Genomic DNA, 24143 nt, shown 5'->3' with positions numbered 1-24143 from the left:
GCCCGCCCCCACAGGTAGGGCGCCGCTTTCAAGTGCCGCGCTGTACCTGTGGGAGCGGGCATGCCCGCGAAAAGGCCGGTGCGGGCGCAAGATCAGCTCCCGGCGAACCCGTTCTGCCGCCATGCCTCGTACACCGTCACCGCCACGGTATTGGACAGGTTCAGGCTACGGCAGCCTGGCCGCATCGGCAGGCGCAGGCGCTGTTCGCCCGGCAGGCTGTCCAGCACCTCGGCTGGCAGGCCTCGGCTCTCCGGCCCGAACAGGAAGGCATCGCCCGGCTGGTAAGCCACTTCGTGGAACGGCCGCGAGCCCTTGGTGGTGAACGCGAACAGCCGTGGGTTACCGAGGCTTTCCAGGCATCCGGCCAGGCTCTCGTGGCGCTTGAGCGTGGCATACTCGTGGTAATCCAGCCCTGCGCGTCGCAGGCGCTTGTCATCCAGTTCGAAGCTGATGGGCTCGATCAGGTGCAGGTCGCAGCCGCTGTTGGCGCACAGGCGAATGATGTTGCCGGTATTCGGCGGAATTTCTGGTTGAAAAAGGATGACGTGAAACATGCACGGCTCCAAGCGTGAAGATGACGGGCATTCTACCCCTGAACCGGACGTGCGTTCGAAGGCGTTGCCGCGGGTGATGCTGTCGCTGGCGATCGTCGGCTTGATGGTCGGGCTGATGATCGGCCGCCTGACCACGCCCGAGGAACGCGAACTGCAGCAGGTGCAGGTGGTGCAGGATGGCCTGGAGCTGTGGTTCAACGCCGAGCCCCAGCTGCACGGGGAGAATGTGGAGGGTACGGTGGCGTTGCTGTTCCAGGCTCAGGGCAAGGGCCAGCAGGGGCAATTGAGCCTGCAAGGCAAACCGGTGAGCTGGAAGCTGCAGAGGCGCAAGGAAGGCTTGCTGCTGACGGTGGTCGCCGCGCGCCCCCTGCACGGCGAATGGGCCGGTGCAGAGGACGCTGGGCGCTGGCGGGTGCAGGTGAAACTGCACGAATAAAAGAGGGGATTTCCCGGCCTGCCTGTACCGAGGTCCCCAAAACGGGTGCTGCTGCGAATAAAAGAGGGGTTTACCCGGCCTGCCTGTACCAGGGCCCCCGAAACTGGATATGTATTGTTTATTGCAGGGGGCGTGCCAGTTTTGAAAAGCCCGTGAATCTGGGCTTTCAGGGTGAATTGGCCGTTTTTTGAGGGGATTTGTGCCTTAGTGAGGTGCATCGGGCACAGGATCGGTGCATCGAAGGGCTGAAATGTTTGGGGCCGCTTTGCGGCCCATCGCGACACAAGGCCGCTCCTACAGGGGATCGCATTCTCCTGTAGGAGCGGCCTTGTGTCGCGATGGGCTGCGCAGCAGCCCCAAAGAACTATGGTTTTACCTGGAACTCAGTGCTCGTCACCTTCCTCATCATCGCCCCCGGCCACATTCATCCCCAGTTCCTTGATCTTGCGCGTCAGGGTGTTGCGTCCCCAACCCAGCAACAGTGCTGCATCGCGCCGACGGCCAGCAGTGTGCTTGAGCGCCGTCTCGATCATGATCCGCTCGAAGCTTGGCACGGCGCTGTCGAGCAGGTTCGACTGGCCACGGGTCAGCGCCTGGTCGGCCCACTGGCGTAGCGCCTGCTCCCAGTTGGTGACCGGTGCAGCATCCTGCGGCAGGTTCAGCAGCTCGGGCGGCAGGTCGCCGATCAGCACCTCGCGGCTGGAGGCCATCACCGTGATCCAGCGGCAGGTGTTCTCCATCTGGCGCACGTTGCCCGGCCACGGCAGATTGCGAATGAATTCTTCGGTTTCCGGCTTCAGGATCTTCGGCTCGACCGCCAGTTCCTGGGCGGCACGGGCCAGGAAGTGACGGGCCAGGGCCGGGATGTCTTCGCGCCGGTCGGCCAGCCGCGGGATGTGGATGCGGATCACGTTCAGGCGGTGGAACAAGTCCTCACGGAACTTGCCGGCCTGCACCAGCGACTCCAGGTTCTGGTGGGTGGCGGCGATGATGCGCACGTCGACCTTGACCGGCACGTGGCCGCCCACGCGGTAGAACTCGCCATCGGCGAGGACCCGCAGCAGGCGGGTCTGGGTGTCGGCGGGCATGTCGCCGATCTCGTCGAGGAACAGCGTGCCGCCATCGGCCTGCTCGAAGCGGCCGCGGCGCAGGTTGGCTGCGCCGGTGAAGGCCCCTTTCTCATGGCCGAACAGTTCCGACTCCATCAGGTCCTTGGGGATGGCGGCCATGTTCAGGGCAATGAACGGTGCAGCCGCGCGCGGGCTGTGGCGGTGCAGGGCATGCGCCACCAGCTCCTTGCCGGTACCGGACTCGCCGTTGATCAGCACGGTGATGTTGGAGTGGCTGAGGCGGCCAATGGCGCGGAACACCTCCTGCATCGCCGGTGCTTCACCGATGATTTCCGGCGTGCGCGCAAGGTTCTGCGGCACGTCCAGCCCTTGTTGTTCCTGGGCGTGCTGATTGGCGCGTTTCACCAGCGAGACCGCTTCGTCGACGTCGAATGGCTTGGGCAGGTACTCGAAGGCGCCGCCCTGGTACGACGCCACGGCGCTGTCGAGGTCGGAATGGGCGGTCATGATGATGACTGGCAGGCGCGGATGCTGTTCGCGGATCTGCGCCAACAGGTCCAGGCCGCTGGTGCCGGGCATGCGGATATCGGAAATGATCACGTCCGGTTGCTGGCGTGCCAGGCGGCCCATCACGCCGTCAGCGCTGTCGAAGCTCTGGGTGGTCATGCCTTCCTGTTGCAGGGCTTTTTCCAGGACCCAGCGGATGGAGCGATCATCGTCGACGATCCATACGGTTTCACTTCGGCTCATGAGGCGGTGGCTCCTTGTTCCAGAGGCAGGTAGATCGAAAAGGCGGTGTGGCCTGCATGGCTTTCACACTCGATCAGGCCCTGGTGCTGGCTGATGATGTTCTGGGTAATGGCCAGGCCCAGCCCGGTACCGTCCGGGCGGCCGCTGACCATGGGGTAGAAAAGGGTGTCCTGCAGTTCCGGCGGGATGCCGGGACCGTTATCAATGATTTCCACGCGTGCTACCAGGCGATGGCGCACGTGGCCGATGGTGAACTGGCGCAGGGCTCGGCTGCGCAGGGTGATGCGGCCGAGGCGCAGCTCGTTCTGCGAACTGATGGCCTGCATGGCGTTGCGCACGATGTTAAGTACGGCCTGGATCATCTGCTCTCGGTCGATCAGTACGTCCGGCAGGCTGGGGTCGTAGTCGCGCACCAAGGCGATGCAGCCCTGGCTTTCCGCCTCGACCAGGCTGCAGACCCGTTCCAGCACTTCGTGGATGTTGGTCATGGCCAGCGACGGCAGCTTGTTCGAACCGAGCATGCGGTCGACCAGGTTACGCAGGCGGTCGGCCTCCTCGATGATCACGTTGGTGTAGTCACGCAGGCCTTCCTCGGGCAATTCGCGCGCCAGCAGCTGGGCGGCGCCGCGAATACCGCCGAGAGGGTTCTTGATTTCGTGGGCGAGGCCGCGCACCAGCATCTTGGTGGTTTCCTGCTTGCTCAGCTGGGCCTCTTCCTTGGTGATGCGCAGCAGCCGGTCACGCGGGTGCACTTCGAGCAGCAGCAAGGTCTGGCCCAGGTGCAGGATCGGCGTTACCGCGTAGTCGACGGTGATGGTCTGCCCGGTCAGCGAAGTGAGCTGCGCTTCGCGCTTGGTGAACGGGTGCGCCTGCTCGACTGCCTGGCGCAGCGAGCTGAGAGCCTCGCTCGATTCGGTGAACAGCTCGCTGATGAACTGTCCATGGCTGCGCTGCCCACTGACCGCCAGCAGCATCTCCGCAGCCGGGTTCATGTATTCCAGGCACAGCTCGGCGTTGAGCAGGAGCGTGGCGGTGGTCAGGTTGTCCAGAAGCAGACGGTGCTGTGCATCGCTGATGGTCATAAGGTGTCGTTGACCTCTTTTGGCGCTTGTCTGGCAGGGGCGGGCATGATTGGCCGCGCAGTGAATCCGCTGGTTCCAGTCTCCCTGCAGAAAATGCAAGAAACAAACCAAGGCTCCGAAAAGAAGCGGATTTAGCCGAGAAAGGCCAGAAATGGCGTAAATCTGCACCAGAATGTTCTGGGGTAACGTTTCTTGTGACCTTTTTTGGGGTGCACTCAGGGGCATCAGTCCGCAGAGTGCACCAATATAGAGCATAGAGGTTTCAGGGCTGATCGCACAGTTGGCCAGTGGCACGAACCAAGGCTTGCTTCATCAATGGCGACAAGCCACGCTCGTTGATCGAGGACGCCAGCCGTTGGTTGCAAGCGGAACCGGTATCACTGGGCAGACTGGCCAGATGCTGCAGTAGCCTGGCTTGCAGGGCATCCAGTTCGGGGCGTAGCTCCTGCTGGAGGTCCCGGCGAGGTGTGTCAGGCGTACGACCTTGGCTGTGCCAGCGGCTAAGCAAGCTGTATTGCATCATTTTGTGTGCTTCGATCTGGTCGGCGAAGAAGGCTGCTGCCCGTTCGGCTGGCAATTGGTAGCGCCACGCGTTGTTGCGCACGTCATTCAGAATCTGCAACTCGCGCTTGTTGTCTTGCACGGGTTGAGCGTTGTCCCATTTGTGCAGCGCGACGGACTCGGCGCTTGCCAACCGATGCTCGATATCATCGAGCAGGATGTCCAGCGGCCCATCAGCTGGCGGCCGTTGCCCTGGGCACTGGTCTTGTGGCGTGGAAAAGGCCAGCTCCTCGTTCGCGGCGTGAAAGACCATCACCGTGGCAGCCTGTCGTGTCGTTCTGCCACGGTGCACCTCGCCTACCAGTTCAGCCAGGGTGTTGCCTGCCGTCAATGTCGTTCGCTTGCCGCCGCGGGTTTCCACTTCCAGCTCGCCTTCTTTCAGATAACCGAGGTTGAGCGCTTGGTGGCAGTGCCAGTCGAGGGTCGTATCTGGCGGAATGCTGACTTCCACCAGTGACAGCACGGGCTGCCCATCCGGGTAGTGGGTGTAGGGCGTGCCGTCCCAGCTACCGGCAGCACGATGAAGCACTTGCGACTGTACCTCTGCGGGTTGGTTGCTGCAGCCTGCGAGCAAGGCGGTTAAGGTCAGAACTGCGGGTATGAATCTGCGCATGGTATGGCGTCCGTTGGTGAGTGGACGTCTACCTTGAGAGTGGTTGCTGCAGCGAAATGCCAGCGGCATCCCTTTACTTTGTAGGAACAAGAGCGATTAAAGCGAAGAAACGAAAACGGCCTCCCAAGGGAGGCCGTTATGATCATGTCACCGACGCCAGGCGCCGATCAGATCAGCAGCTGTAGTACAGCTCGTATTCCAGCGGGTGGACGAAGGTGCGGACCTTGATCTCTTCTTCGCTCTTCAGCTCGATGAAGGCATCGATGAAGTCGTCGGAGAACACGCCGCCCTTGGTCAGGAACGCACGACCTTTGTCCAGCTCTTCCAGGGCTTCCTTCAGGCTGCCGCAAACCTGCGGAATGTCCTTGGCCTCTTCAGGCGGCAGGTCGTACAGGTTCTTGTCGGCCGCATCGCCTGGGTGGATCTTGTTCTGGATACCGTCCAGGCCGGCCATCAGCAGGGCGGCGAAGGCCAGGTACGGGTTGGCCGATGGGTCCGGGAAGCGTGCTTCGATACGGCGGGCTTTCGGGCTGCCGACGTAAGGAATACGGATCGAGGCGGAACGGTTGCGAGCGGAGTAGGCCAGCATTACCGGGGCTTCGAAACCTGGGACCAGACGCTTGTAGGAGTTGGTCGACGGGTTGGTGAAGCCGTTCAGGGCCTTGCCGTGCTTGATGATACCGCCGATGAAGTACAGGGCGGTGTCGGACAGGCCGGCATAGCCTTCACCAGCGAAGGTGTTCTTGCCGTCTTTCCAGATCGACATGTGCACGTGCATGCCCGAGCCGTTGTCGCCGTACAGTGGCTTCGGCATGAAGGTGGCGGTGCGGCCGTAAGCGTCGGCAACGTTGTGCACCACGTATTTCAGGGCCTGTACTTCGTCAGCCTTCTTTACCAGGGTGTTGAACTTGACGCCGATTTCGTTCTGGCCGGCAGTCGCCACTTCGTGGTGGTGGACTTCGACGGTCTGGCCCATTTCTTCCAGTGCGTTGCACATGGCAGTACGGATTTCGTGGTCGTGGTCGAACGGCGGGACCGGGAAGTAGCCGCCTTTCACGCCCGGACGGTGGCCCTTGTTGCCGCCTTCGATGTCAGCGCCGGTCATCCACGAGCCTTGCTCGGAGAAGATCTTGAACATCGAACCGGAGATGTCCGACTGGAACTTCACTTCGTCGAAGATGAAGAACTCTGGCTCGGGACCGGCGAATACGGTGTCACCGATGCCGGTGCTCTTCAGGTACTCTTCGGCGCGCTTGGCGATGGCACGTGGGTCACGGTCGTAGCCCTGCATGCTCGACGGGTCGACGATGTCGCAGGTCAGGATCAGGGTCGGTTCTTCGGTGAACGGGTCCAGGACGGCAGTTTCATCGACCGGCATCAGGATCATGTCGGAGGCTTCGATGCCTTTCCAGCCAGCGATGGAGGAACCGTCGAACATCTTGCCGACTTCGAAGAAGTCGTCGTCCAGTGCATCACGCGCCGGCATGGTCACGTGGTGCTGAGTGCCTTTGGTGTCCGTGAAACGCAGATCAATCCACTTGACGTCATGATCTTTGATGAGTTGAACCGACTTCGACATGTTGTCCTCCGGATGGTCTAGGGCGCGGTAGGCCGCTGCCCTGGAAAAAGGGTGTTGCCGGGCGCGGATAGTCGGCCAAGCGTACCTGCCTCACAAGGGAGCAAATTGCATGCCAGTGCCCGAAAATGGCGAGTCCGGGATAAAAAGGGGCGTTTGTAGGCATCTGCCGGGCTTGGAGCGAGCGAAAGTGCACACTTAGGAGGCATGAATTCAGTGTAGAGCACCAAATAAGTGCATAGCGTGACGGGTGTGCTTTGTTTGAGGGCCTCATCGCGGGTGAAACCGCTGCTACCAGGTGGGCGATGGCTGCAGGAGCGGATTAATCCGTGAGGAGGCAGGCACAGGCGCCGCAAATCCTGCCTCCTGCATTTATCTGAAAGCTTCTGATCAAAAGTTGGTCAAATCCTGAGCAATTTCCGCTATAATTCGCGCCCCTCATTTTCGGCAGGCCCTGCGCGCGCTGTTAACCAATGAAACTTATCGTCAAAGTCTTCCCAGAAATCACCATCAAGAGCCGGCCGGTGCGCAAGCGCTTCATTCGCCAGCTCGGCAAGAACATCCGCAACGTGCTCAAGGACCTCGACCCTGAGCTCGCGGTGGAGGGTGTCTGGGACAATCTCGAAGTGGTCACCCGCGTCGAAGACGAGAAAGTCCAGCGCGAGATGATCGAGCGCCTCACCTGCACTCCGGGTATCACCCATTTCCTGCAGGTAGAGGAGTACCCCTTGGGTGACTTCGACGACATCGTTGCCAAGTGCAAGCACCACTTCGGCCACTTGCTGGCCGGCAAGCACTTCGCCGTGCGCTGCAAGCGCGGTGGCCACCATGACTTCACCTCGATGGACGTCGACCGCTACGTCGGCAGCCAGCTGCGCCAGCAATGCGGCGCCGCCGGTATCGAGCTGAAGAACCCGGATGTACTGGTGCGCATCGAGATCCGCGACCAGCGCCTGTACGTCATCCATAGTCAGCACAACGGCATCGGCGGCTACCCGCTGGGTGCCCTGGAGCAGACCCTGGTGCTGATGTCCGGTGGCTTCGATTCCACCGTGGCGGCCTACCAGATGATGCGTCGTGGCCTGATGACCCATTTCTGCTTCTTCAACCTCGGCGGCCGTGCCCACGAACTGGGTGTGATGGAAGTGGCCCACTACCTGTGGAAGAAGTACGGCAGCAGCCAGCGCGTGCTGTTCATCAGCGTGCCGTTCGAAGAAGTTGTCGGCGAGATCCTCAACAAGGTCGACAACAGCTACATGGGCGTAACGCTCAAGCGCATGATGCTGCGTGGTGCGGCGCATATGGCAGACCGCCTGCAGATCGATGCGCTGGTGACCGGCGAGGCGATTTCCCAGGTGTCCAGCCAGACCCTGCCGAACCTGTCGATCATCGACTCGGCCACCGACAAGCTGGTGCTGCGCCCGCTGCTGGCCAGCCACAAGCAGGACATCATCGACCAGGCCACCGAGATCGGCACCGCCGACTTCGCCAAGCACATGCCAGAATATTGCGGCGTGATCTCGGTGAACCCGACCACGCATGCCAAGCGGCACCGCATGGAGCATGAAGAGAAGCAGTTCGACATGGCCGTGCTGGAGCGCGCCCTGGAGCGGGCCAAGTTCATTTCCATCGATCATGTGATCGATGAGCTGGGCAAGGACATCGAAATCGAGGAAGTGACCGAGGCGCTGCCCGGCCAGATCGTCATCGATATTCGTCACCCTGATGCCCAGGAAGACCAACCTCTGGTGCTGGACGGTATCGAAGTCCAGGCCATGCCGTTCTACGCGATCAACAGCAAGTTCAAGCACCTGGACGCCAACCGCCAGTACCTGCTGTATTGCGACAAAGGTGTGATGAGCCGCCTGCACGCACACCACCTGCTCAGTGAGGGACATGCCAATGTGCGTGTTTATCGTCCGGCATAAGACGCCAGGGCTGTATGGCGGCAGCATCCGCCATCGCCCTCCCGACCATCGGGCCCGCTGAGCCTCAAAGCGTACATATTCGCCGCCTACACTGGCGGCAACCGAATCCTCTGATCGAGATACAGTTGTGATCGAAAATCTGCGTAACATCGCCATCATCGCCCACGTTGACCATGGTAAAACCACCCTGGTCGACAAACTCCTGCGCCAGTCCGGCACCCTGGAGCGTAACGAGCTCAACGACGAGCGCGTGATGGACTCCAACGACCAGGAAAAAGAGCGCGGCATCACCATCCTGGCGAAAAACACCGCCATCAACTGGAACGGCTACCACATCAACATCGTCGACACCCCCGGCCACGCCGACTTCGGTGGCGAGGTTGAGCGTGTAATGTCGATGGTCGACTCGGTGCTGCTGCTGGTCGACGCCCAGGACGGCCCGATGCCGCAAACCCGCTTCGTGACCAAGAAGGCCTTCGAAGCCGGCCTGAAACCGATCGTTGTCATCAACAAGGTCGACCGCCCGGGCGCTCGTCCTGACTGGGTCCTGGACCAGATCTTCGACCTGTTCGACAACCTCGGCGCCACCGACGACCAGCTGGACTTCCAGGTTGTCTACGCCTCGGCCCTGAACGGCATCGCCGGCCTGGACCACACCGCCATGGCCGAAGACATGACCCCGCTGTACCAGTCGATCGTCGACAACGTTCCGGCGCCGAACGTTGACGTCGATGGCCCGTTCCAGATGCAGATTTCCGCTCTGGACTACAACAGCTTCCTCGGTGTTATCGGCGTTGGCCGTATCGCCCGTGGTCGCATCAAGCCGAACACCCCGGTTGTTGCCATCGACACCGAAGGCAAGAAGCGTAACGGCCGTATCCTGAAGCTGATGGGTCACCACGGTCTGCACCGCGTCGACGTCGAAGAAGCCCAGGCCGGCGACATCGTCTGCATCAGCGGTTTCGACGAGCTGTTCATCTCCGACACCCTGTGCGACATGAACCACGTCGAAGCGATGAAGCCGCTGACCGTTGACGAGCCAACCGTTTCGATGACCTTCCAGGTCAACGACTCGCCGTTCTGCGGCAAGGAAGGCAAGTTCGTCACCAGCCGTAACATCAAGGAACGTCTGGACAAGGAGCTGCTGTACAACGTTGCCCTGCGCGTTGAAGAAGGCGACTCGGCTGACAAGTTCAAGGTTTCCGGCCGTGGTGAGCTGCACCTGTCGGTACTGATCGAAACCATGCGTCGTGAAGGCTTCGAGATGGCTGTGGGCCGTCCTGAAGTGATCATCCGCGAGGTGAACGGCGTCAAGCAGGAACCGTACGAGAACGTCACCATCGACATCCCTGAAGAATCGCAGGGCAAGGTCATGGAAGAAATGGGCCTGCGTAAAGGCGACCTGACCAACATGGCACCGGATGGCAAGGGCCGTGTACGTCTGGAGTACAACGTACCTGCTCGTGGTCTGATCGGTTTCCGTAACCAGTTCCTGACCCTGACCAACGGTGCCGGCATCCTGACCTCGATCTTCGATCGCTACGACACCATGAAGCCAGGCCAGATGTCCGGCCGCCTGAACGGTGTGCTGGTTTCGATCGAGACCGGTAAGGCGCTGACCTACTCGCTGGAAACCCTGCAGGCGCGCGGCAAGCTGTTCATCGAGCACGGCCAGGACATCTACAACGGCCAGATCATCGGCCTGAACAGCCGTGACAACGACCTGGGCGTGAACCCGACCAAAGGCAAGAAGCTCGACAACATGCGTGCTTCGGGCAAGGACGAAGTAATCGCCCTGGTGCCGCCGGTTCGCCACACCCTGGAACAGGCCCTGGAATTCATCCAGGACGACGAGCTGTGCGAAGTCACGCCGAAGTCGATCCGCCTGCGCAAGAAGATCCTGGACGAAGGCGAGCGTACCCGCGCAGCCAAGAAAGCCAAGGCTTGATCGTCTAGCTTGAGCTGAAAGAAACGCCCCTGGTCACAAGCCCAGGGGCGTTTTTTTTATGCGGCGGAAGGTCTTGTAATCCTTCTCTCAAGCGAATGTAAGTTGCGTCTCTTGATGCGATTGGCGCCTTGTGAGCTGCGCCAGCCTTACCTAACGTGAATTGCTTTCTTGCCCAGGAAGCATGCTCATGAAGTATCGATTTGCACTGGCTATCCCTTGCCTGCTGGTCAGTTGGCATGCCAGTGCCCTGCAGGACTGCAGCAGCTTGCATCCGCAGCAAGTCGTCCATTGCCACATCAGCAATGTGCGTCAGGCTCCCTTGGGATATGCACTGCTCGAACAGGCTTCCGGGCCTGGCTACAGATTCTTGCGTCTGCAGATGGTCTCCCAGTCATGGGCGCCCGATCCGGTCGTTGCGCCCCGCCGCTGGGAGCACGATGTCGAATTGCACATTCCGCTGGATGTCGTGCCGGGCACGGCTCTGCTGGTGGTGAACAACGGCGTGCGCCATGGGCCGGTGCAGTCACCGGACTTTACGCGCGAAGTGTTGCGAGAGTTGGCCCTTGAGGCGCGTACTGCGGTCGTCATGATCAACGACGTGCCCAACCAGTACGTGACGTTCGATGACGCCGCAAAGCCGATGCGCGAGGACGCCGCCGTGGCCCATACCTGGGCGCATTCGCTACGTGGCGCTGCGCCGGAACTGCCATTGCATGTACCTATGGCCGCTGCGGCAAGCCGGGTGATGGATCTGGCCGAACTGGAGTTGCGAAAGCAAGGGCTTGTGGTCGACCGCTTCATCATCACCGGAGCCTCCAAGCGCGGCTGGAGTGCGTGGCTGACGGCATTGGCCGATGAGCGGGTGATGGCCATCGTACCCAGTGTTATCGATATCGCCGACACGTCGGACATGCTGAGGGGGGTGCGCAAGCGCTATGGTGGCCACTGGCCGTTGGCGTTGTGGCCCTATCAGCAAGCCGGCGTGCTGCAGCAATTGGGCAGCCCAGGTTTCGAGCGGCTGATGGCGATGATGGACCCGATGCAGTACGTGAACGAGCCAGGGCAGCGCCTGGCGATGCCCAAATACCTTGTTTCTGCCAGCGGCGATGATTTCTTCGCTCCGGATCCTGTGACCGATTACCAGCAGCGTTTGCCTGGCCAGACCAGCCTGAGGGTATTGCCGAACTCAGATCATGGCGGGGTGCGTCAGGCGGTGCTCAGCACCTTGGTGCCGGCGGTAACGCGCTTGCACAATGGTGTACCTTTGCCGAGCGTGCAAGTGTCGGCAAACATGCAAGCCGGGTATATGGACGTCGACTTCTCCGAGCCGCCGGTAACGGTGAAGGTATGGACGGCGAGCAACCGTCACGACCGCGATTTCCGCTATGCCTGTGGGGTGCGCTACCAGTCCGAGACACTCGTACCCGCGCAGCACTTCACTCTGCAGCGCGTGCCACCGGCAGAGGGTTGGCAGGCACAATTTGTCGAGGCGACGTTCGCCGACGGCTTCATCGCCACCAGTGCGGTGAGTGTGTTGCCACTGACCTTTCCCGACCATCCGCCGGCTCAGCAGGGAGACGCGTGCAGAAGCTTTCCTGCTGACGCAAAGTAAAAGGCTGGCTTGCCTGCGTACAGGTATGACAGGCAGGCGATCAACGCGTGGCCACCTTGGGCTTGTAGGCACAATACCCCGGGCGCGGTCCGATTCTCGGGTGGTTGCGGCAGGTGTCCGGGCGCTTGTCGTAGATGGTGCACAGGCGGCTCTTGCGGTCTAGGTACAGGCAGTCGTCGTTGCTCATCCGGGTCAGGGTGAAGATCCCCGATTTCTGGTTGAAGCGTTCGATGATGCCTTCCTTTTGCAGGCGCTTGGCGATGTTCTTGGGTGGTTCGTCTTTTTCGAAGTCGTCGACCACACCGATACGGATCAGATCCTTGATCTTCACCTCTACTGGCAAGGTGCAGCAGGTTGAATGGCAGCCGCCACACATGTGGCTGGCATAGCGCTGCCAGGTCTCCAGGCGATCGACTTCGGCCGCGGCGATCAGGGTCGTTTTCATGTTATGGGTGCATCACGGTTTCGGGGCGCGCGATCATACCGGAATTGTTCAATTTATGAACAATTTTTTGCGGGAATCGCAAAGTGGGCATGAAAACTGCGAACGGTAACTGCCACTCCCTGTCGAAGGGTCTAGGCTCAACAGTCTCCCTCCGTTTTCGTCAACTTGCCCGAGGATGCCGCATGTCCCAGGAACCCAAAGCTCGTGACGCCGAGGTGGCCGAATTTCGCGCCGCTGTACTGGACAAGCTGACCTACGCGGTCGGCAAGGACCCGGAACATGCCTTCGACCACGACTGGTTCGAAGCCATCGCCCTGGCCGCGCGCGATCACATGGTCGATCACTGGATGGACCACACCCGGCAGGCTTATCGCCGTAGCCAGAAGCGGGTCTACTACCTTTCCCTCGAATTTCTCATCGGCCGCCTGCTGTATGACAGCCTCAGCAACCTGGGCCTGCTCGACATCGCTCGCGACGCACTGGAAGGGCTGGACGTGGACCTGGAGCGCATCCGCCTGCTCGAACCCGATGCGGCGCTGGGCAACGGCGGCCTGGGCCGCCTGGCGGCGTGCTTCATGGAGAGCATGTCGACCCTGGGTATTGCCGCCCACGGCTATGGTATCCGCTACGAGCACGGGCTGTTCCGCCAGGCCATGGTCGATGGCTGGCAGCAGGAGCAGACCGAGAACTGGCTGGACTTCGGCAACCCCTGGGAGTTCGAGCGCGCCGAGGTGATCTACCCGATCAGCTTTGGCGGCAGCGTCGAAACGGTGCACGACACCCACGGCCAGCAGCGCCAGGTGTGGTGGCCGGGCGAGACCGTGCGGGCGGTGGCCTACGACACGCCAGTGGTCGGTTGGCGCGGATCCAGCGTCAACACCCTTCGCCTTTGGCGTGCGCGGGCGCTGGAAGAACTGCACCTGGAGCGCTTCAACGCTGGCGACCACCTGGGTGCGGTGGCCGAGGTGGCGAGGGCCGAGAGCATCTCGCGGGTGCTGTATCCGGCCGACAGCACCGAGGCCGGCCAGGAGCTGCGCCTGCGCCAGGAATACTTCTTCGTGTCGGCATCGCTGCAGGACTTGCTACGCCGTCACCTGAACATGCATGACAACCTGCTCAACCTGCCTGACGCGGCGGCCATCCAGCTCAATGACACCCATCCGTCGATTGCCGTGGCCGAGCTGATGCGCCTGCTGGTCGACCAGCATGAAATCCCTTGGGATAGCGCCTGGGAGCTGACGGTGGGCACCTTGGCCTACACCAACCACACCTTGTTGCCCGAAGCTCTGGAAACCTGGCCGGTGGCGCTGATGGAGCGGATGCTGCCGCGGCACATGCAGATCATCTACCTGATCAACGCCTACCACATCGATGCATTACGCGCGAAAGGCCTGCACGACTTCGACTTGCTGCGGGCGGTGTCGCTGATCGAGGAAGACAACGGGCGCCGGGTGCGCATGGGCAACCTGGCATTCCTCGGCTCGCACAGCGTCAACGGCGTGTCGGCGCTGCACAGCAAGCTGATGAAGAGCACGGTGTTCGCCGAGCTGCACAAGCTCTACCCGCAACGGATCAACAACAAGACCAATGGCATCACCTTCCGCCGTTGGCTGTACCAGTCCAACCCACAGCTGACGGCCATGCTGGTGGAGGCGTTGGGCCCGGAGCTGCTGGACGACCCGGAAGGGCGCCTGGCCAGCCTGGTACCGTTCGCCGACAAAAGCGGTTTCCGCAAGCAGTTCGCTGCCCAGCGGCTGCACAGCAAACGTGCCCTGGCCAGCCTCATCCAGGACCGCCTGGGTGTCACGGTCAACCCCGAGGCGTTGTTCGACGTGCAGGTCAAGCGCATCCACGAATACAAGCGCCAGTTGCTCAACCTGCTGCACACTGTGGCGCTGTACCAGGCCATGCGCAACGACCCGGGCACCGACTGGGTACCGCGGGTCAAGATTTTCGCCGGCAAGGCCGCTGCCAGCTATCACCAGGCCAAGCTGATCATCAAGCTGGCCAACGACATTGCCCGCGTGGTGAACAACGACCCGACGGTGCGTGGCCTGCTCAAGGTGGTGTTCCTGCCCAACTACAACGTCAGCCTGGCCGAAAGCATCATCCCGGCAGCCGACCTTTCCGAGCAGATTTCCACCGCCGGTTACGAAGCGTCCGGTACCAGCAACATGAAGTTCGGCCTGAATGGCGCGCTGACCATCGGCACGCTGGACGGCGCCAATGTGGAAATGAGCGAGCGGGTCGGGGCCGACAACATGTTCATCTTCGGCCTCACCGCGCAGCAGGTGGAAGCGCGGCGGCGCTCCGGTGACTTCGGTGCCAGTGCGGCGATTGCCGCCTCCAGCCGCCTCAACGACGTGCTGCAGGCCATTCGCAGCGGAGTGTTCTCGCCGGATGACCCCTCGCGCTACAGCACCTTGATCGATGGGCTGGTGGCCTATGACCGCTTCCTGGTGTGTGCCGACTTCGATGCTTACTGGGATGCCCAGCGCCGGGTAGAAGAGTTGTGGCACAAGCCGCAGGAGTGGTGGCGTATGGCGGTACTGAACACCGCGCAGATGGGCTGGTTCTCGTCGGACCGGACCATTCGCGAGTATGCCAGCGAGATCTGGAAGGCTCTGGACTGATTCAAGCCTGTACCGGCCCATTCGCCGGCACGCCCGCTGCCACGGAGAACGCATGGGGGCGGGCGTGCCCGCGAATGGGCCCACAACCAGACCATCGGCCTGGCGCCCGCTGAACTACCGACCTATTGTGCCGTCTGAGTGCCGTGGCGAGTCTCATCACTCGCTAGCCCGCAACTCTCCCTGTAAACTGCGTGGGTTTTTATCCCCACAATCCTTTCGGAGCCATACATGTCCCGCGTTACCCTGAGTCGCTATCTGATTGAGCAGACCCGCAGCAACAATACCCCTGCCGATCTGCGCTTCCTGATCGAGGTGGTGGCGCGTGCGTGCAAGGAAATCAGCCACCACGTGTCCAAAGGCGCCCTGGGCGGGGTGCTGGGCAGCATGGGCACCGAGAACGTGCAGGGCGAAGTCCAGAAGAAACTGGACGTGATTTCCAACGACATCCTGCTGGAGGCCAACGAGTGGGGTGGCCACCTGGCCGGCATGGCTTCCGAGGAAATGGACAACGCCTACCAGATCCCGGGCAAATACCCGAAAGGCGCCTACCTGCTGGTCTTCGACCCACTGGACGGCTCGTCCAACATCGACGTCAACGTGTCGGTCGGCACCATCTTCTCGGTACTGCGTTGCCCCAACGAGTACCTGAGCCAGAATGAAACCCTGAACGAAAAAGCCTTCCTGCAGCCAGGCACCCAGCAGGTCGCCGCCGGTTATGCCATCTACGGCCCGCAGACCATGCTGATCCTGACCCTGGGCAACGGCGTCAAGGGCTTCACCCTGGACCGCGAGCTGGGCAGCTTCGTCCTGACCCACGAAAACATCCGCGTGCCGGAAAGCACCGCCGAATTCGCCATCAACATGTCCAACCAGCGCCACTGGGAAGCGCCGGTGCAGCGCTACGTGGGCGAACTGCTGGCAGGTGAGACCGGCCCGCTGAAGAAGAACTACAACATGCGCTGGATCGCCTCGATGGTGGCCGACGTGCACCGCATCCTCACCCGTGGCGGCCTGTTCATGTACCCACGTGACGCCCGCGAGCCGAGCAAGCCGGGCAAGCTGCGCCTGATGTACGAAGCCAACCCGATGTCGTTCATCATCGAGCAGGCCGGCGGCGCTTCCACCAACGGTTACGAGCGTATCCTCGACATCCAGCCAGAGAGCCTGCACCAGCGCGTGTCGGTGATCCTCGGCTCGAAGGAAGAGGTCGAGCGCGTCACCGCCTACCACAAGGAGTAAGTCATGCTCGCACCTTGGCAGCCGTTGCTGGAGTGGTGGTTCGGTTGGGGCACCAGTCCCCAGGCCGTGGCTGACGAGAAGAGCACGCTGTGGTTCGGCAAGCATCACGATGCCGAGGCCCATGCGCTGTTTGGCGAGCTGGTCGAGCACGCCCTGGCGGGCGGGCTCGACGAATGGCAGCAGAGTCCGCAGGGTTGGCTGGGCCTGCTGATCCTGCTGGACCAGTTGCCGCGCATGATCTATCGCGATACGCCACGTGCCTTCGAAGGTGACCGGCGTGCCCAGGTAGTGGCCATGCAGGGCTTGCAGAAGGGCTGGGACTACCAGCTGCTGCCGATCCAGCGGGTATTCGTGCTGCTGGTGCTGGAGCATGCCGAGGTGCTGGACTGGCAAAACCTGTGTGTCGAGCGCTACCAGATGCTGCTGGACGAGCAGCCTGAGGCGAACCGCCGCCTGTTCGAAGGCTTCCTCGACTATGCCGAGCAGCACCAGCGGGTAATCGCCCGGTTCGGGCGCTTTCCGCACCGCAACCTGGTGCTGGAGCGGCCCAGTACCAGTGAAGAAATGGATTTTCTACTGGAGCCCGGTTCCAGGTTCTGAGGCCGTGGTACCTGCTACGCCTGCCGTTACGATGAAAGGCCGCGTCTGTCCAGGCGCGGCCTTTTTCTATTCGCAAAAGACTATTTCTTTGTGATTAATCGCACAGTAGTGGCCATCCGACCAATGGTGTAGGGGAAAGGGGGGGCGGGCAGGGAACCTGGGAGGGATTTTTCCGTCGAAGGTCACTGCAGGCCACTCGCCTGTATCCCCTGTCCAGGAGTGTCCTTCATGTCGTTGCGTTCCCTCGCCCTGTTGTCGCTGTGCGTCGTCCTGACTGCCTGCAGCAAGATCAATCAGGAAAACTATTCCAAGATCAAGGCCGGTATGAACAAGGCCGAGGTCGAGCAGTTGCTCGGCACGCCGACCGAGTGTTCCGGCGCGTTGGGCATGAGCAGCTGCACCTGGGGGGACGAGAAGAGCTTCATCAGCGTGCAGTACGCGGCTGACAAGGTGCTGATGTATTCCGGGCAGGGCCTCAAATGAGGCGCCTGTACCTGCTGATGGGGGTATGCCTGGCGTTGCTGCTGGGCGGCTGTGCTGGCTCGGTACACGACCCGCTGGCGCCGAAAACCGCTGGCAACGTCGACCTCAAGCGCTACCAGGGCAAATGGTACGAGCTGGCACGCTTGCCGATGCGCTACCAGGACGGTTGTGAGCAATCCGAGGCGCACTACAACCTCAGGGTCGATGGCAGCCTGGGTGTGCTCAACCGTTGCCGCACCATGGGTGATGAATGGCTGCGTGCAGAAGGGCATGCGAACATTCAGGAGCCGGGCCACACCGACAAGTTGTGGGTCGAGTTCGACAACTGGTTCACCAAGCTGGTGCCAGGCGTGGCCAGGGGCGAGTACTGGATTCTGTATGTGGACGAGCGTTATCGCACGGCAGTGGTTGGCAGCCCGGACCGCAAGCACTTGTGGCTCCTGTCGCGAACGCCGACGCTACCGGCCTGGGAGCGCGAGAACCTGATGTCCAGGGCGCGGCAACAGGGGTATGACACCAGCCGCTTGATCTGGCGTGCTTCCGACCAGCAGATCGTCAAGATGCATTGAATGGCTGGGGCCGCTTTGCGCCCATCGCGACACAAGACCGCTCCTGCAGGGGGCGGGATCACCTGTAGGAGCGGCCTTGTGTCGCGATGGGCTGCAAGACAGCCCCAATACCTCTACCCCAGCAGCTGGCGCAACACCCCGGCAAACGCCCGCCCGCTTTCCTCTTCCTGCGCATGTCGGCCCTGGCGCACCACCCACTGCCCGTTCACCATCACATCGCGCACCTGCCGATCACCACCAGCAAACAGCCAGCGGTTGAGAATGGCATCACCCTCGGCCATGGCGATGTAGGGATCCTGCCCATCGAGCACCAGCCAGTCGGCACGCTTGCCCACCGCTAGTTCCCCGACTGCCTGCCCCAACGCCTGCGCGCCACCGGCCAGCGCGGCGTCATACAACGTGCGCCCGACCATCGGCTGGTCGCCGCGATACAAGCGGTTGCGCCGCTGGTCTCGCAGCCGCTGGCCGTATTCCAGCCAGCGCAGTTCCTCCACCACGCTCAGCGATACATGGCTGTCGGAGCCGATGCCCAGGCGACCGCCCTGGGCCAGGTAGTCCACTGCCGGGAAGATCCCGTCGCCCAGGTTGGCTTCAGTGGTCAGGCACAACCCGGCCACTGCGCCGCTGCGCGCCATGGCGCTGACTTCATCCGGCTCGGCATGGGTGGCATGCACCAGGCACCAGCGCCGGTCGACGTCCACATGCTGGTACAGCCACTGCAACGGGCGCTGGCCGCTCCAGGCCAGGCAGTCATCGACTTCCTTCTGCTGCTCGGCGATGTGGATATGTATCGGGCATTGCTGGTCGCTGGCTGCCAGCACTTCGGCAATCTGCCCAGGCGTCACCGCCCGTAGCGAGTGGAAGCACAAACCCAGTTGCTGCGTTGCTTGCCCGGCCAGCAATGGGGCCAGTCGCGCCTGCAACTGCAGATACCTTTCGGTGGAGTTGATGAAGCGCCGCTGCCCATCGTTCGGCGCCTGGCCGCCAAACCCGGCATGGCTGTACAGCACCGGCAGCAGGGTCAGGCCGATGCCACTGTCGGCTGCGGCCGCGCTGATGCGGCGGGACAGCTCGGCCGGGTCGGCATAGGCCTGGCCAGCCTGATCGTGGTGCACGTAATGGAACTCGGCCACCGAGGTGTAGCCGGCCTTGAGCATCTCGATGTACAGCTGGCGGGCAATCACCTGCAGTTGCTCCGGGCTGATCTGGCCAACCAGGCGGTACATCAGGTCGCGCCAGGTCCAGAAGCTGTCGTTGGGGTTGCCAGCCACCTCCGCCAGGCCCGCCATGGCCCGCTGGAAGGCATGCGAGTGCAGGTTGGGCATGCCTGGTAGCACAGGGCCGCCAAGGCGCTCTGCGCCCTCGCCACTGGCATCGGCTGCGATTGCCGCCAGGGTGCCGTCGGCGGCTACCTCGAAACGGACATTGTGGGCCCAACCGGTGGGCAGGAGGGCACGTTCGGCGTAATAGGCGGGCATTGCGCTATCCTGTTATTGTTCAGCTTGTATATACATATACAGCCGTTTGCCTGCCGGGTAAACTCCGGCAAGCTACCATCAATCTATTCGCACAAGGATCAAACGCCGTGCCGACACCTTCTGTTTCCGCGCTGGTGGCCCAAATGGGCGAGGGCCCGGCGCCATTGTACGCCCGGGTCAAGCAGATGATCGTCCAGCAGATCGAGAATGGCAGCTGGCCGCCGCACCACCGCGTGCCTTCCGAGAGCGAGCTGGTCAGCCAGCTGGGCTTCAGCCGCATGACCATCAACCGCGCATTGCGCGAGCTGACCGCCGAAGGGCTGTTGGTGCGCATGCAGGGGGTCGGCACCTTCGTTGCCGAGCCCAAGACCCGTTCGGCGCTGTTCGAAGTCAACAACATCGCTGACGAGATTGCTGCCCGTGGCCACCAGCATAGTTGCCAGGTGATCACCCTGGCCGAGGAGGCCGCCGGCTCCGAACGCGCGCTGGCCCTCGATATGCGCGAAGGCCAGCGGGTGTTCCATTCGTTGATCGTGCATTACGAAAACGGCGTCCCGGTGCAAATCGAAGACCGTTACGTCAATGCACAGATCGCCCCGGACTACCTCAAGCAGGATTTCACCCGGCAGACGCCCTACGCCTACCTGTCCCAGGTAGCGCCACTGACTGAAGGCGAGCACGTTGTCGAAGCCATTCTCGCCGAGCCTGACGAATGCAAGCTGCTGCAGATCGAGCAAGGTGAGCCGTGCCTGCTGATTCGCCGCCGTACCTGGTCCGGTCGCCAGCCTGTCACCGCAGCGCGGTTGATCCACCCTGGTTCCCGTCATCGCCTGGAAGGACGTTTCAGCAAATGAGCCAACTGCAATGGTTGCGTGCCAAAGACTACCCGCGCATGCCGTGGAAGAACGGTGGCGGGTTCACCGAGGAAATCACCCGTGACGCAGGCGACGGGCTCGAGGGCTTCGGCTGGCGCCTGTCGATAGCCGATATCGAGGCCTCCGGTGGCTTTTCCACCTTCGCCGGGTATCAGCGCATCATCACCGTGCTGCAAGGCGATGGCATGCGCCTTACGGTGGATGGCCAGCCCAGCCGCCCACTGGTGCCCTTCGACGCCTATGCGTTCAGCGGTGAAAGCCAGGTGAACTGCTCGCTGCTGGGCGGGGCGATCCGCGACTTCAACCTGATCTACGCACCACTGCGTTACCGTGCGCGACTGCAGTGGTACCACGGCGGCAGCCGGCTGTTCAGTGCCGCCAGCACCGTACTGGTGTTCAGTGGCCAGGCGCAGTTGGCGGTGACTATCGACGGCCAACTGCAGCCGGCGCTGGGGCTGTATGACTGCCTGCACCTGAGCGGTAACGACCGCCTCCTGGAGGTGGAAGTGCTCGGTCGCTGCTGTGTCATCGAGCTGACCGCGCTTTCCTGAGTACCCGCCGGCCCTTCGCAACCAGGCGAAAGGGCCGCGCCGCCCCACCAAGAGTTACCCGGTAACGCCCCGAAAAGGTCTGGCCTGTTACCGAATGCCCCAAGATGGCGCAACGCCTTCTGATCCTCGTCTCCCTCTCCAATCGCCTCTCCAGTTTTTTTAGTTTTTCTGCATCCCTTGCGCCATGCGGGCTGCAACGCCATGGACGGGGTTGAAAAAACACCCAGCGAAGCAACTTGGCCGTTCAATTGCATATGCTTGTATGTACAAGTAAAGCCAAGTAGGCGAAAGTGGATAGGCCGTCCACTTTGCGCTGTACAGACCGCACCACTGGCCCGCCGATCGCGTCGGGTTTTGGATAGATCGCTCGAGGAGCACTTTTCGTGATTGACAACAAGCTGAACAAATTCCGTGACGTCGAGATCCGCGCCCCGCGTGGCAACAAGCTGACCGCCAAGAGCTGGCTGACTGAAGCGCCGCTGCGCATGCTGATGAACAACCTCGACCCGCAGGTTGCCGAAAACCCGAAAGAACTTGTGGTGTATGGCGGCATTGGCCGCGCCGCACGCAACTGGGCTTGCTACGACAAGATCGTCGAGAGCCTGACCCAGCTGAACGACGATGAAACCCTGCTGGTGCAGTCGGGCAAACCGGTCGGTGTGTTCAAGACCCACGCCAACGCCCCGCGCGTGCTGATCGCCAACTCCAACCTGGTACCGCACTGGGCCAACTGGGAGCACTTCAACGAACTGGATGCCAAGGGCCTGGCCATGTACGGCCAGATGACCGCCGGCAGCTGGATCTACATCGGTAGCCAGGGCATCGTCCAGGGCACCTACGAAACCTTCGTCGAGGCTGGCCGCCAGCACTACGGGGGCAGCCTCAAAGGCAAATGGGTGCTGACCGCTGGCCTGGGCGGCATGGGCGGCGCCCAGCCACTGGCAGCGACCCTGGCCGGCGCCTGCTCGCTGAACATCGAATGTCAGCAGAGCCGTATCGATTTCCGCCTGCAGACCCGCTACGTCGACGAGCAGGCCCACGACCTTGACGACGCCCTGGCGCGCATCGCCAAGTACACCGCCGAAGGCAAGGCGATTTCCATCGCCCTGCACGGCAACGCCGCCGAGATCCTGCCGGAACTGGTCAAGCGCGGCGTGCGCCCGGACATGGTCACCGACCAGACCAGCGCCCACGACCCGCTCAACGGCTACCTGCCGGCGGGTTGGACCTGGGAGCAGTATCGCGACCGTGCGCAGACCGAGCCGGCCGCCGTGGTCAAGGCTGCCAAGCAATCCATGGCCGTGCACGTGCAGGCCATGCTCGACTTCCAGAAGCAGGGCGTGCCGACCTTCGACTACGGCAACAACATCCGCCAGATGGCCAAGGAAGAAGGCGTCGCCAATGCCTTCGACTTCCCAGGGTTCGTCCCGGCGTACATCCGCCCGCTGTTCTGCCGCGGTATCGGCCCCTTCCGCTGGGCCGCGCTGTCCGGCGAGGCCGAGGACATCTACAAGACCGACGCCAAGGTCAAGGAACTGATCCCGGACGACGCCCACCTGCACCGCTGGCTGGACATGGCCCGCGAGCGCATCAGTTTCCAGGGCCTGCCAGCCCGTATCTGCTGGGTTGGCCTGGGGTTGCGGGCCAAGCTGGGCCTGGCATTCAACGAGATGGTACGCAGTGGCGAGCTGTCGGCCCCGATCGTTATCGGTCGCGACCACCTCGACTCGGGTTCGGTTTCCAGCCCCAACCGCGAGACCGAGGCCATGCAGGACGGTTCGGACGCTGTGTCCGACTGGCCGCTGCTCAACGCGTTGCTGAACACTGCCAGCGGCGCCACCTGGGTTTCGCTGCACCATGGCGGTGGCGTGGGCATGGGCTTCTCCCAGCACTCTGGCATGGTCATTGTGTGTGACGGCACCGACGCGGCGGCCGAGCGTATCGCCCGCGTGCTGACCAACGACCCGGCCACCGGGGTGATGCGTCACGCCGACGCGGGTTACCAGATCGCGATCGATTGCGCCAAAGAGCAGGGTCTGAACCTGCCGATGATCACTGGCTGATAGCCCCCTGGGTGCTGCGAGTTGATCCACGCAGCACCTTTAGGGAGCCAGCTTTTTTCTTGCAAGGACTGCCGAATTCCACTTTCAAGTTTGGGAGCGTCACGCAATGAAAACCAACAAGACCTTGCTTGCTTCGCTGTTTGCCCTTGGCCTGCTCGGTGCTGCCGGTAGCAGCCAGGCCGCTGGCTGGTGCGAGTCTGGCAAGCCGGTGAAGTTCGCCGGATTGAACTGGGAAAGCGGCATGCTGCTGACCGACGTGATGCAATTCGTGCTGAAGAATGGCTACGGCTGTTCGACCGACAGCCTGCCGGGCAACTCCATCACCATGGAAAACGCCCTGGGTACCAATGACATCCAGGTATTCGCCGAAGAATGGGTTGGCCGCAGCGAGGTCTGGAACAAGGCCGAAGCCGCCGGCAAGGTGGTCGGTGTCGGTGCTCCGGTCGTAGGGGCGGAGGAGGGCTGGTACGTGCCGCGCTACGTGATCGAGGGCGACGCCAAGCGCAACCTCGAAGCCAAGGCACCGGACCTCAAGCGCGTGGCCGACCTGGCCAAGTATTCCAGCGTGTTCAAGGACCAGGAAGAGCCCAGCAAAGGCCGCTTCTACAACTGCCCGGCCGGTTGGACCTGCGAGCTGGACAACACCAAGATGCTCAAGGAATACGGCCTGGAGAGCAGCTACACCAACTTCCGCCCCGGCACCGGCCCGGCGCTGGATGCCGCCGTGCTGTCGAGCTACAAGCGCGGCGAGCCGATCCTGTTCTACTACTGGACACCCACCCCGCTGATGGGCCAGGTGGACCTGGTCAAGCTGCAGGAAAAAGACGGCGTGGACAAGACCGTGTCGATCAAGGTCGGCCTGTCCAAGGCCTTCCACGACGAGGCGCCGGAGCTGGTCGAGGTGCTGCAGAAAGTCAACTTGCCGGTCGACCTGCTGAACCAGAACCTGGCCCGCATGACCAAGGATCGGATCGAGTCGCCCGCGCTGGCCAAGGCGTTCCTCAAGGAACATCCTGAAGTCTGGCAGGCCTGGGTCAGCGAAGAGGCTGCCAAGAAGATCAACGCGGCGCTCTGAGC

20 protein-coding genes are annotated in these 24143 nt (G+C 62.2%); 13 read left to right on the top strand and 7 right to left on the bottom strand.

The annotated features are described in order from the left end of the window. Positions 1 to 92 precede the first annotated feature (92 nt). Entirely contained in the window at positions 93 to 554 is a 462-nt protein-coding gene (gene trmL / locus JKP78_RS07490; RefSeq protein WP_170033290.1) for a tRNA (uridine(34)/cytosine(34)/5-carboxymethylaminomethyluridine(34)-2'-O)-methyltransferase TrmL, read from the bottom strand. On the opposite strand from trmL, the gene JKP78_RS07485 reads away from it, so the two are divergent. Beyond that, a complete protein-coding gene (locus JKP78_RS07485) occupies positions 553 to 990 on the top strand; it encodes a hypothetical protein (protein ID WP_186684301.1) in 438 nt (145 codons plus the stop codon). The two genes, trmL and JKP78_RS07485, sit on opposite strands and share 2 nt — an antisense overlap. A gap of 383 nt (positions 991 to 1373) precedes the next feature. Here JKP78_RS07485 and ntrC read toward each other — a convergent pair whose 3' ends face one another. From ntrC to glnA, 4 genes are all read right to left on the bottom strand, one after another. Next, entirely contained in the window at positions 1374 to 2810 is a 1437-nt protein-coding gene (ntrC, locus tag JKP78_RS07480; RefSeq protein ID WP_186684303.1) for a nitrogen regulation protein NR(I), read from the bottom strand. Beyond that, the gene (gene glnL / locus JKP78_RS07475; RefSeq protein WP_170033284.1) at positions 2807 to 3892 is read right to left on the bottom strand and encodes a nitrogen regulation protein NR(II); all 1086 of its coding nucleotides are present in this window, start codon (positions 3890 to 3892) and stop codon (positions 2807 to 2809) included. The genes ntrC and glnL overlap by 4 nt, the downstream gene beginning before the upstream one ends. Positions 3893 to 4154: 262 nt before the next feature. Continuing rightward, positions 4155 to 4982, bottom strand: coding sequence for a gamma subclass chorismate mutase AroQ (aroQ, locus tag JKP78_RS25040; protein ID WP_225931907.1), 828 nt, complete (start codon positions 4980 to 4982; stop codon positions 4155 to 4157). Between the two features lie 256 nt (positions 4983 to 5238). Then, positions 5239 to 6645 (bottom strand): type I glutamate--ammonia ligase, encoded by a 1407-nt coding sequence (glnA, locus tag JKP78_RS07460; RefSeq protein WP_170033280.1) that lies wholly within the window; start codon positions 6643 to 6645, stop codon positions 5239 to 5241. Positions 6646 to 7115: 470 nt separating this feature from the next. Here glnA and thiI point away from each other — a divergent pair, with 470 nt between their 5' ends. The 3 genes from thiI to JKP78_RS07445 all read left to right on the top strand — a co-directional run bounded on the left by thiI (position 7116) and on the right by JKP78_RS07445 (position 12130). Next, the gene (gene thiI, locus JKP78_RS07455) at positions 7116 to 8570 is read left to right on the top strand and encodes a tRNA uracil 4-sulfurtransferase ThiI (RefSeq protein ID WP_170033278.1); all 1455 of its coding nucleotides are present in this window, start codon (positions 7116 to 7118) and stop codon (positions 8568 to 8570) included. A gap of 127 nt (positions 8571 to 8697) precedes the next feature. Beyond that, entirely contained in the window at positions 8698 to 10518 is a 1821-nt protein-coding gene (gene typA, locus JKP78_RS07450) for a translational GTPase TypA (RefSeq protein WP_186684305.1), read from the top strand. A gap of 187 nt (positions 10519 to 10705) precedes the next feature. Continuing rightward, on the top strand, positions 10706 to 12130 hold the full coding sequence (locus JKP78_RS07445) for a PhoPQ-activated protein PqaA family protein (protein ID WP_186684307.1): 1425 nt from the start codon (positions 10706 to 10708) through the stop codon (positions 12128 to 12130). 40 nt (positions 12131 to 12170) lie between these two features. On the opposite strand, the gene JKP78_RS07440 is transcribed toward JKP78_RS07445, so the two are convergent. Continuing rightward, positions 12171 to 12575: a YkgJ family cysteine cluster protein gene (locus tag JKP78_RS07440; RefSeq protein WP_186684309.1), complete on the bottom strand. Its 405-nt coding sequence runs from the start codon at positions 12573 to 12575 to the stop codon at positions 12171 to 12173. 182 nt (positions 12576 to 12757) lie between these two features. Between JKP78_RS07440 and JKP78_RS07435 the strand changes: the two genes are divergently transcribed. The 5 genes from JKP78_RS07435 (at position 12758) to JKP78_RS07415 (ending at position 18099) form a co-directional block, all read left to right on the top strand. Further along, complete coding sequence (locus tag JKP78_RS07435) at positions 12758 to 15208, top strand: glycogen/starch/alpha-glucan phosphorylase (protein ID WP_200626434.1); 2451 nt, start codon at positions 12758 to 12760, stop codon at positions 15206 to 15208. Between the two features lie 228 nt (positions 15209 to 15436). Continuing rightward, positions 15437 to 16447 carry a class 1 fructose-bisphosphatase gene (locus JKP78_RS07430; protein WP_186684313.1) on the top strand — a complete coding sequence of 337 codons (1011 nt, stop codon included), beginning with the start codon at positions 15437 to 15439 and terminating at the stop codon, positions 16445 to 16447. A 3-nt stretch (positions 16448 to 16450) separates the two neighbouring features. After that, a complete protein-coding gene (locus tag JKP78_RS07425) occupies positions 16451 to 17047 on the top strand; it encodes a DUF924 family protein (RefSeq protein WP_170033267.1) in 597 nt (198 codons plus the stop codon). A gap of 228 nt (positions 17048 to 17275) precedes the next feature. Continuing rightward, complete coding sequence (bamE, locus tag JKP78_RS07420) at positions 17276 to 17530, top strand: outer membrane protein assembly factor BamE domain-containing protein (protein WP_003249234.1); 255 nt, start codon at positions 17276 to 17278, stop codon at positions 17528 to 17530. Beyond that, positions 17527 to 18099 carry a lipocalin family protein gene (locus JKP78_RS07415; RefSeq protein ID WP_170033265.1) on the top strand — a complete coding sequence of 191 codons (573 nt, stop codon included), beginning with the start codon at positions 17527 to 17529 and terminating at the stop codon, positions 18097 to 18099. The genes bamE and JKP78_RS07415 overlap by 4 nt, the downstream gene beginning before the upstream one ends. A 113-nt stretch (positions 18100 to 18212) precedes the next feature. Here JKP78_RS07415 and JKP78_RS07410 read toward each other — a convergent pair whose 3' ends face one another. Beyond that, positions 18213 to 19577, bottom strand: a complete 1365-nt coding sequence (locus tag JKP78_RS07410; protein WP_200626433.1) for a formimidoylglutamate deiminase — start codon at positions 19575 to 19577, stop codon at positions 18213 to 18215. A 143-nt stretch (positions 19578 to 19720) separates the two neighbouring features. Between JKP78_RS07410 and hutC the strand changes: the two genes are divergently transcribed. The 4 genes from hutC (at position 19721) to JKP78_RS07390 (ending at position 24141) form a co-directional block, all read left to right on the top strand. Beyond that, on the top strand, positions 19721 to 20431 hold the full coding sequence (gene hutC, locus JKP78_RS07405) for a histidine utilization repressor (RefSeq protein ID WP_170034323.1): 711 nt from the start codon (positions 19721 to 19723) through the stop codon (positions 20429 to 20431). Further along, positions 20428 to 21003: a HutD/Ves family protein gene (locus JKP78_RS07400; RefSeq protein WP_170033261.1), complete on the top strand. Its 576-nt coding sequence runs from the start codon at positions 20428 to 20430 to the stop codon at positions 21001 to 21003. Before hutC ends, JKP78_RS07400 begins: the two co-directional genes overlap by 4 nt. A gap of 383 nt (positions 21004 to 21386) precedes the next feature. Beyond that, positions 21387 to 23066, top strand: a complete 1680-nt coding sequence (hutU, locus tag JKP78_RS07395) for a urocanate hydratase (protein ID WP_200626431.1) — start codon at positions 21387 to 21389, stop codon at positions 23064 to 23066. A 106-nt stretch (positions 23067 to 23172) separates the two neighbouring features. Then, complete coding sequence (locus tag JKP78_RS07390; RefSeq protein WP_200626429.1) at positions 23173 to 24141, top strand: ABC transporter substrate-binding protein; 969 nt, start codon at positions 23173 to 23175, stop codon at positions 24139 to 24141. The last annotated feature ends 2 nt before the right edge of the window (positions 24142 to 24143 follow it).

The sequence above is a fragment of the Pseudomonas sp. LAM2023 genome, from assembly GCF_016620375.1.
Lineage (GTDB): Bacteria > Pseudomonadota > Gammaproteobacteria > Pseudomonadales > Pseudomonadaceae > Aquipseudomonas > Aquipseudomonas anuradhapurensis.
Note: the sequence above shows the minus strand (reverse complement) of the source record. Positions and strands in the feature narration are given on the sequence as shown.

Bases quoted from the DNA above. Each gene is read 5' to 3' on its own strand.
- JKP78_RS07415 (WP_170033265.1), top strand. From the start codon at position 17,527: ATGAGGCGCCTGTACCTGCTGATGGGGGTATGCCTGGCGTTGCTGCTG.
- JKP78_RS07445 (WP_186684307.1), top strand. From the start codon at position 10,706: ATGAAGTATCGATTTGCACTGGCTATCCCTTGCCTGCTGGTCAGTTGG.
- JKP78_RS07425 (WP_170033267.1), top strand. From the start codon at position 16,451: ATGCTCGCACCTTGGCAGCCGTTGCTGGAGTGGTGGTTCGGTTGGGGC.
- JKP78_RS07410 (WP_200626433.1), bottom strand. From the start codon at position 19,577: ATGCCCGCCTATTACGCCGAACGTGCCCTCCTGCCCACCGGTTGGGCC.
- thiI (WP_170033278.1), top strand. From the start codon at position 7,116: ATGAAACTTATCGTCAAAGTCTTCCCAGAAATCACCATCAAGAGCCGG.
- glnA (WP_170033280.1), bottom strand. From the start codon at position 6,645: ATGTCGAAGTCGGTTCAACTCATCAAAGATCATGACGTCAAGTGGATT.
- trmL (WP_170033290.1), bottom strand. From the start codon at position 554: ATGTTTCACGTCATCCTTTTTCAACCAGAAATTCCGCCGAATACCGGC.
- JKP78_RS07485 (WP_186684301.1), top strand. From the start codon at position 553: ATGCACGGCTCCAAGCGTGAAGATGACGGGCATTCTACCCCTGAACCG.
- JKP78_RS07390 (WP_200626429.1), top strand. From the start codon at position 23,173: ATGAAAACCAACAAGACCTTGCTTGCTTCGCTGTTTGCCCTTGGCCTG.
- JKP78_RS07400 (WP_170033261.1), top strand. From the start codon at position 20,428: ATGAGCCAACTGCAATGGTTGCGTGCCAAAGACTACCCGCGCATGCCG.
- ntrC (WP_186684303.1), bottom strand. From the start codon at position 2,810: ATGAGCCGAAGTGAAACCGTATGGATCGTCGACGATGATCGCTCCATC.
- JKP78_RS07430 (WP_186684313.1), top strand. From the start codon at position 15,437: ATGTCCCGCGTTACCCTGAGTCGCTATCTGATTGAGCAGACCCGCAGC.
- JKP78_RS07435 (WP_200626434.1), top strand. From the start codon at position 12,758: ATGTCCCAGGAACCCAAAGCTCGTGACGCCGAGGTGGCCGAATTTCGC.
- bamE (WP_003249234.1), top strand. From the start codon at position 17,276: ATGTCGTTGCGTTCCCTCGCCCTGTTGTCGCTGTGCGTCGTCCTGACT.
- JKP78_RS07440 (WP_186684309.1), bottom strand. From the start codon at position 12,575: ATGAAAACGACCCTGATCGCCGCGGCCGAAGTCGATCGCCTGGAGACC.
- hutC (WP_170034323.1), top strand. From the start codon at position 19,721: ATGGGCGAGGGCCCGGCGCCATTGTACGCCCGGGTCAAGCAGATGATC.
- glnL (WP_170033284.1), bottom strand. From the start codon at position 3,892: ATGACCATCAGCGATGCACAGCACCGTCTGCTTCTGGACAACCTGACC.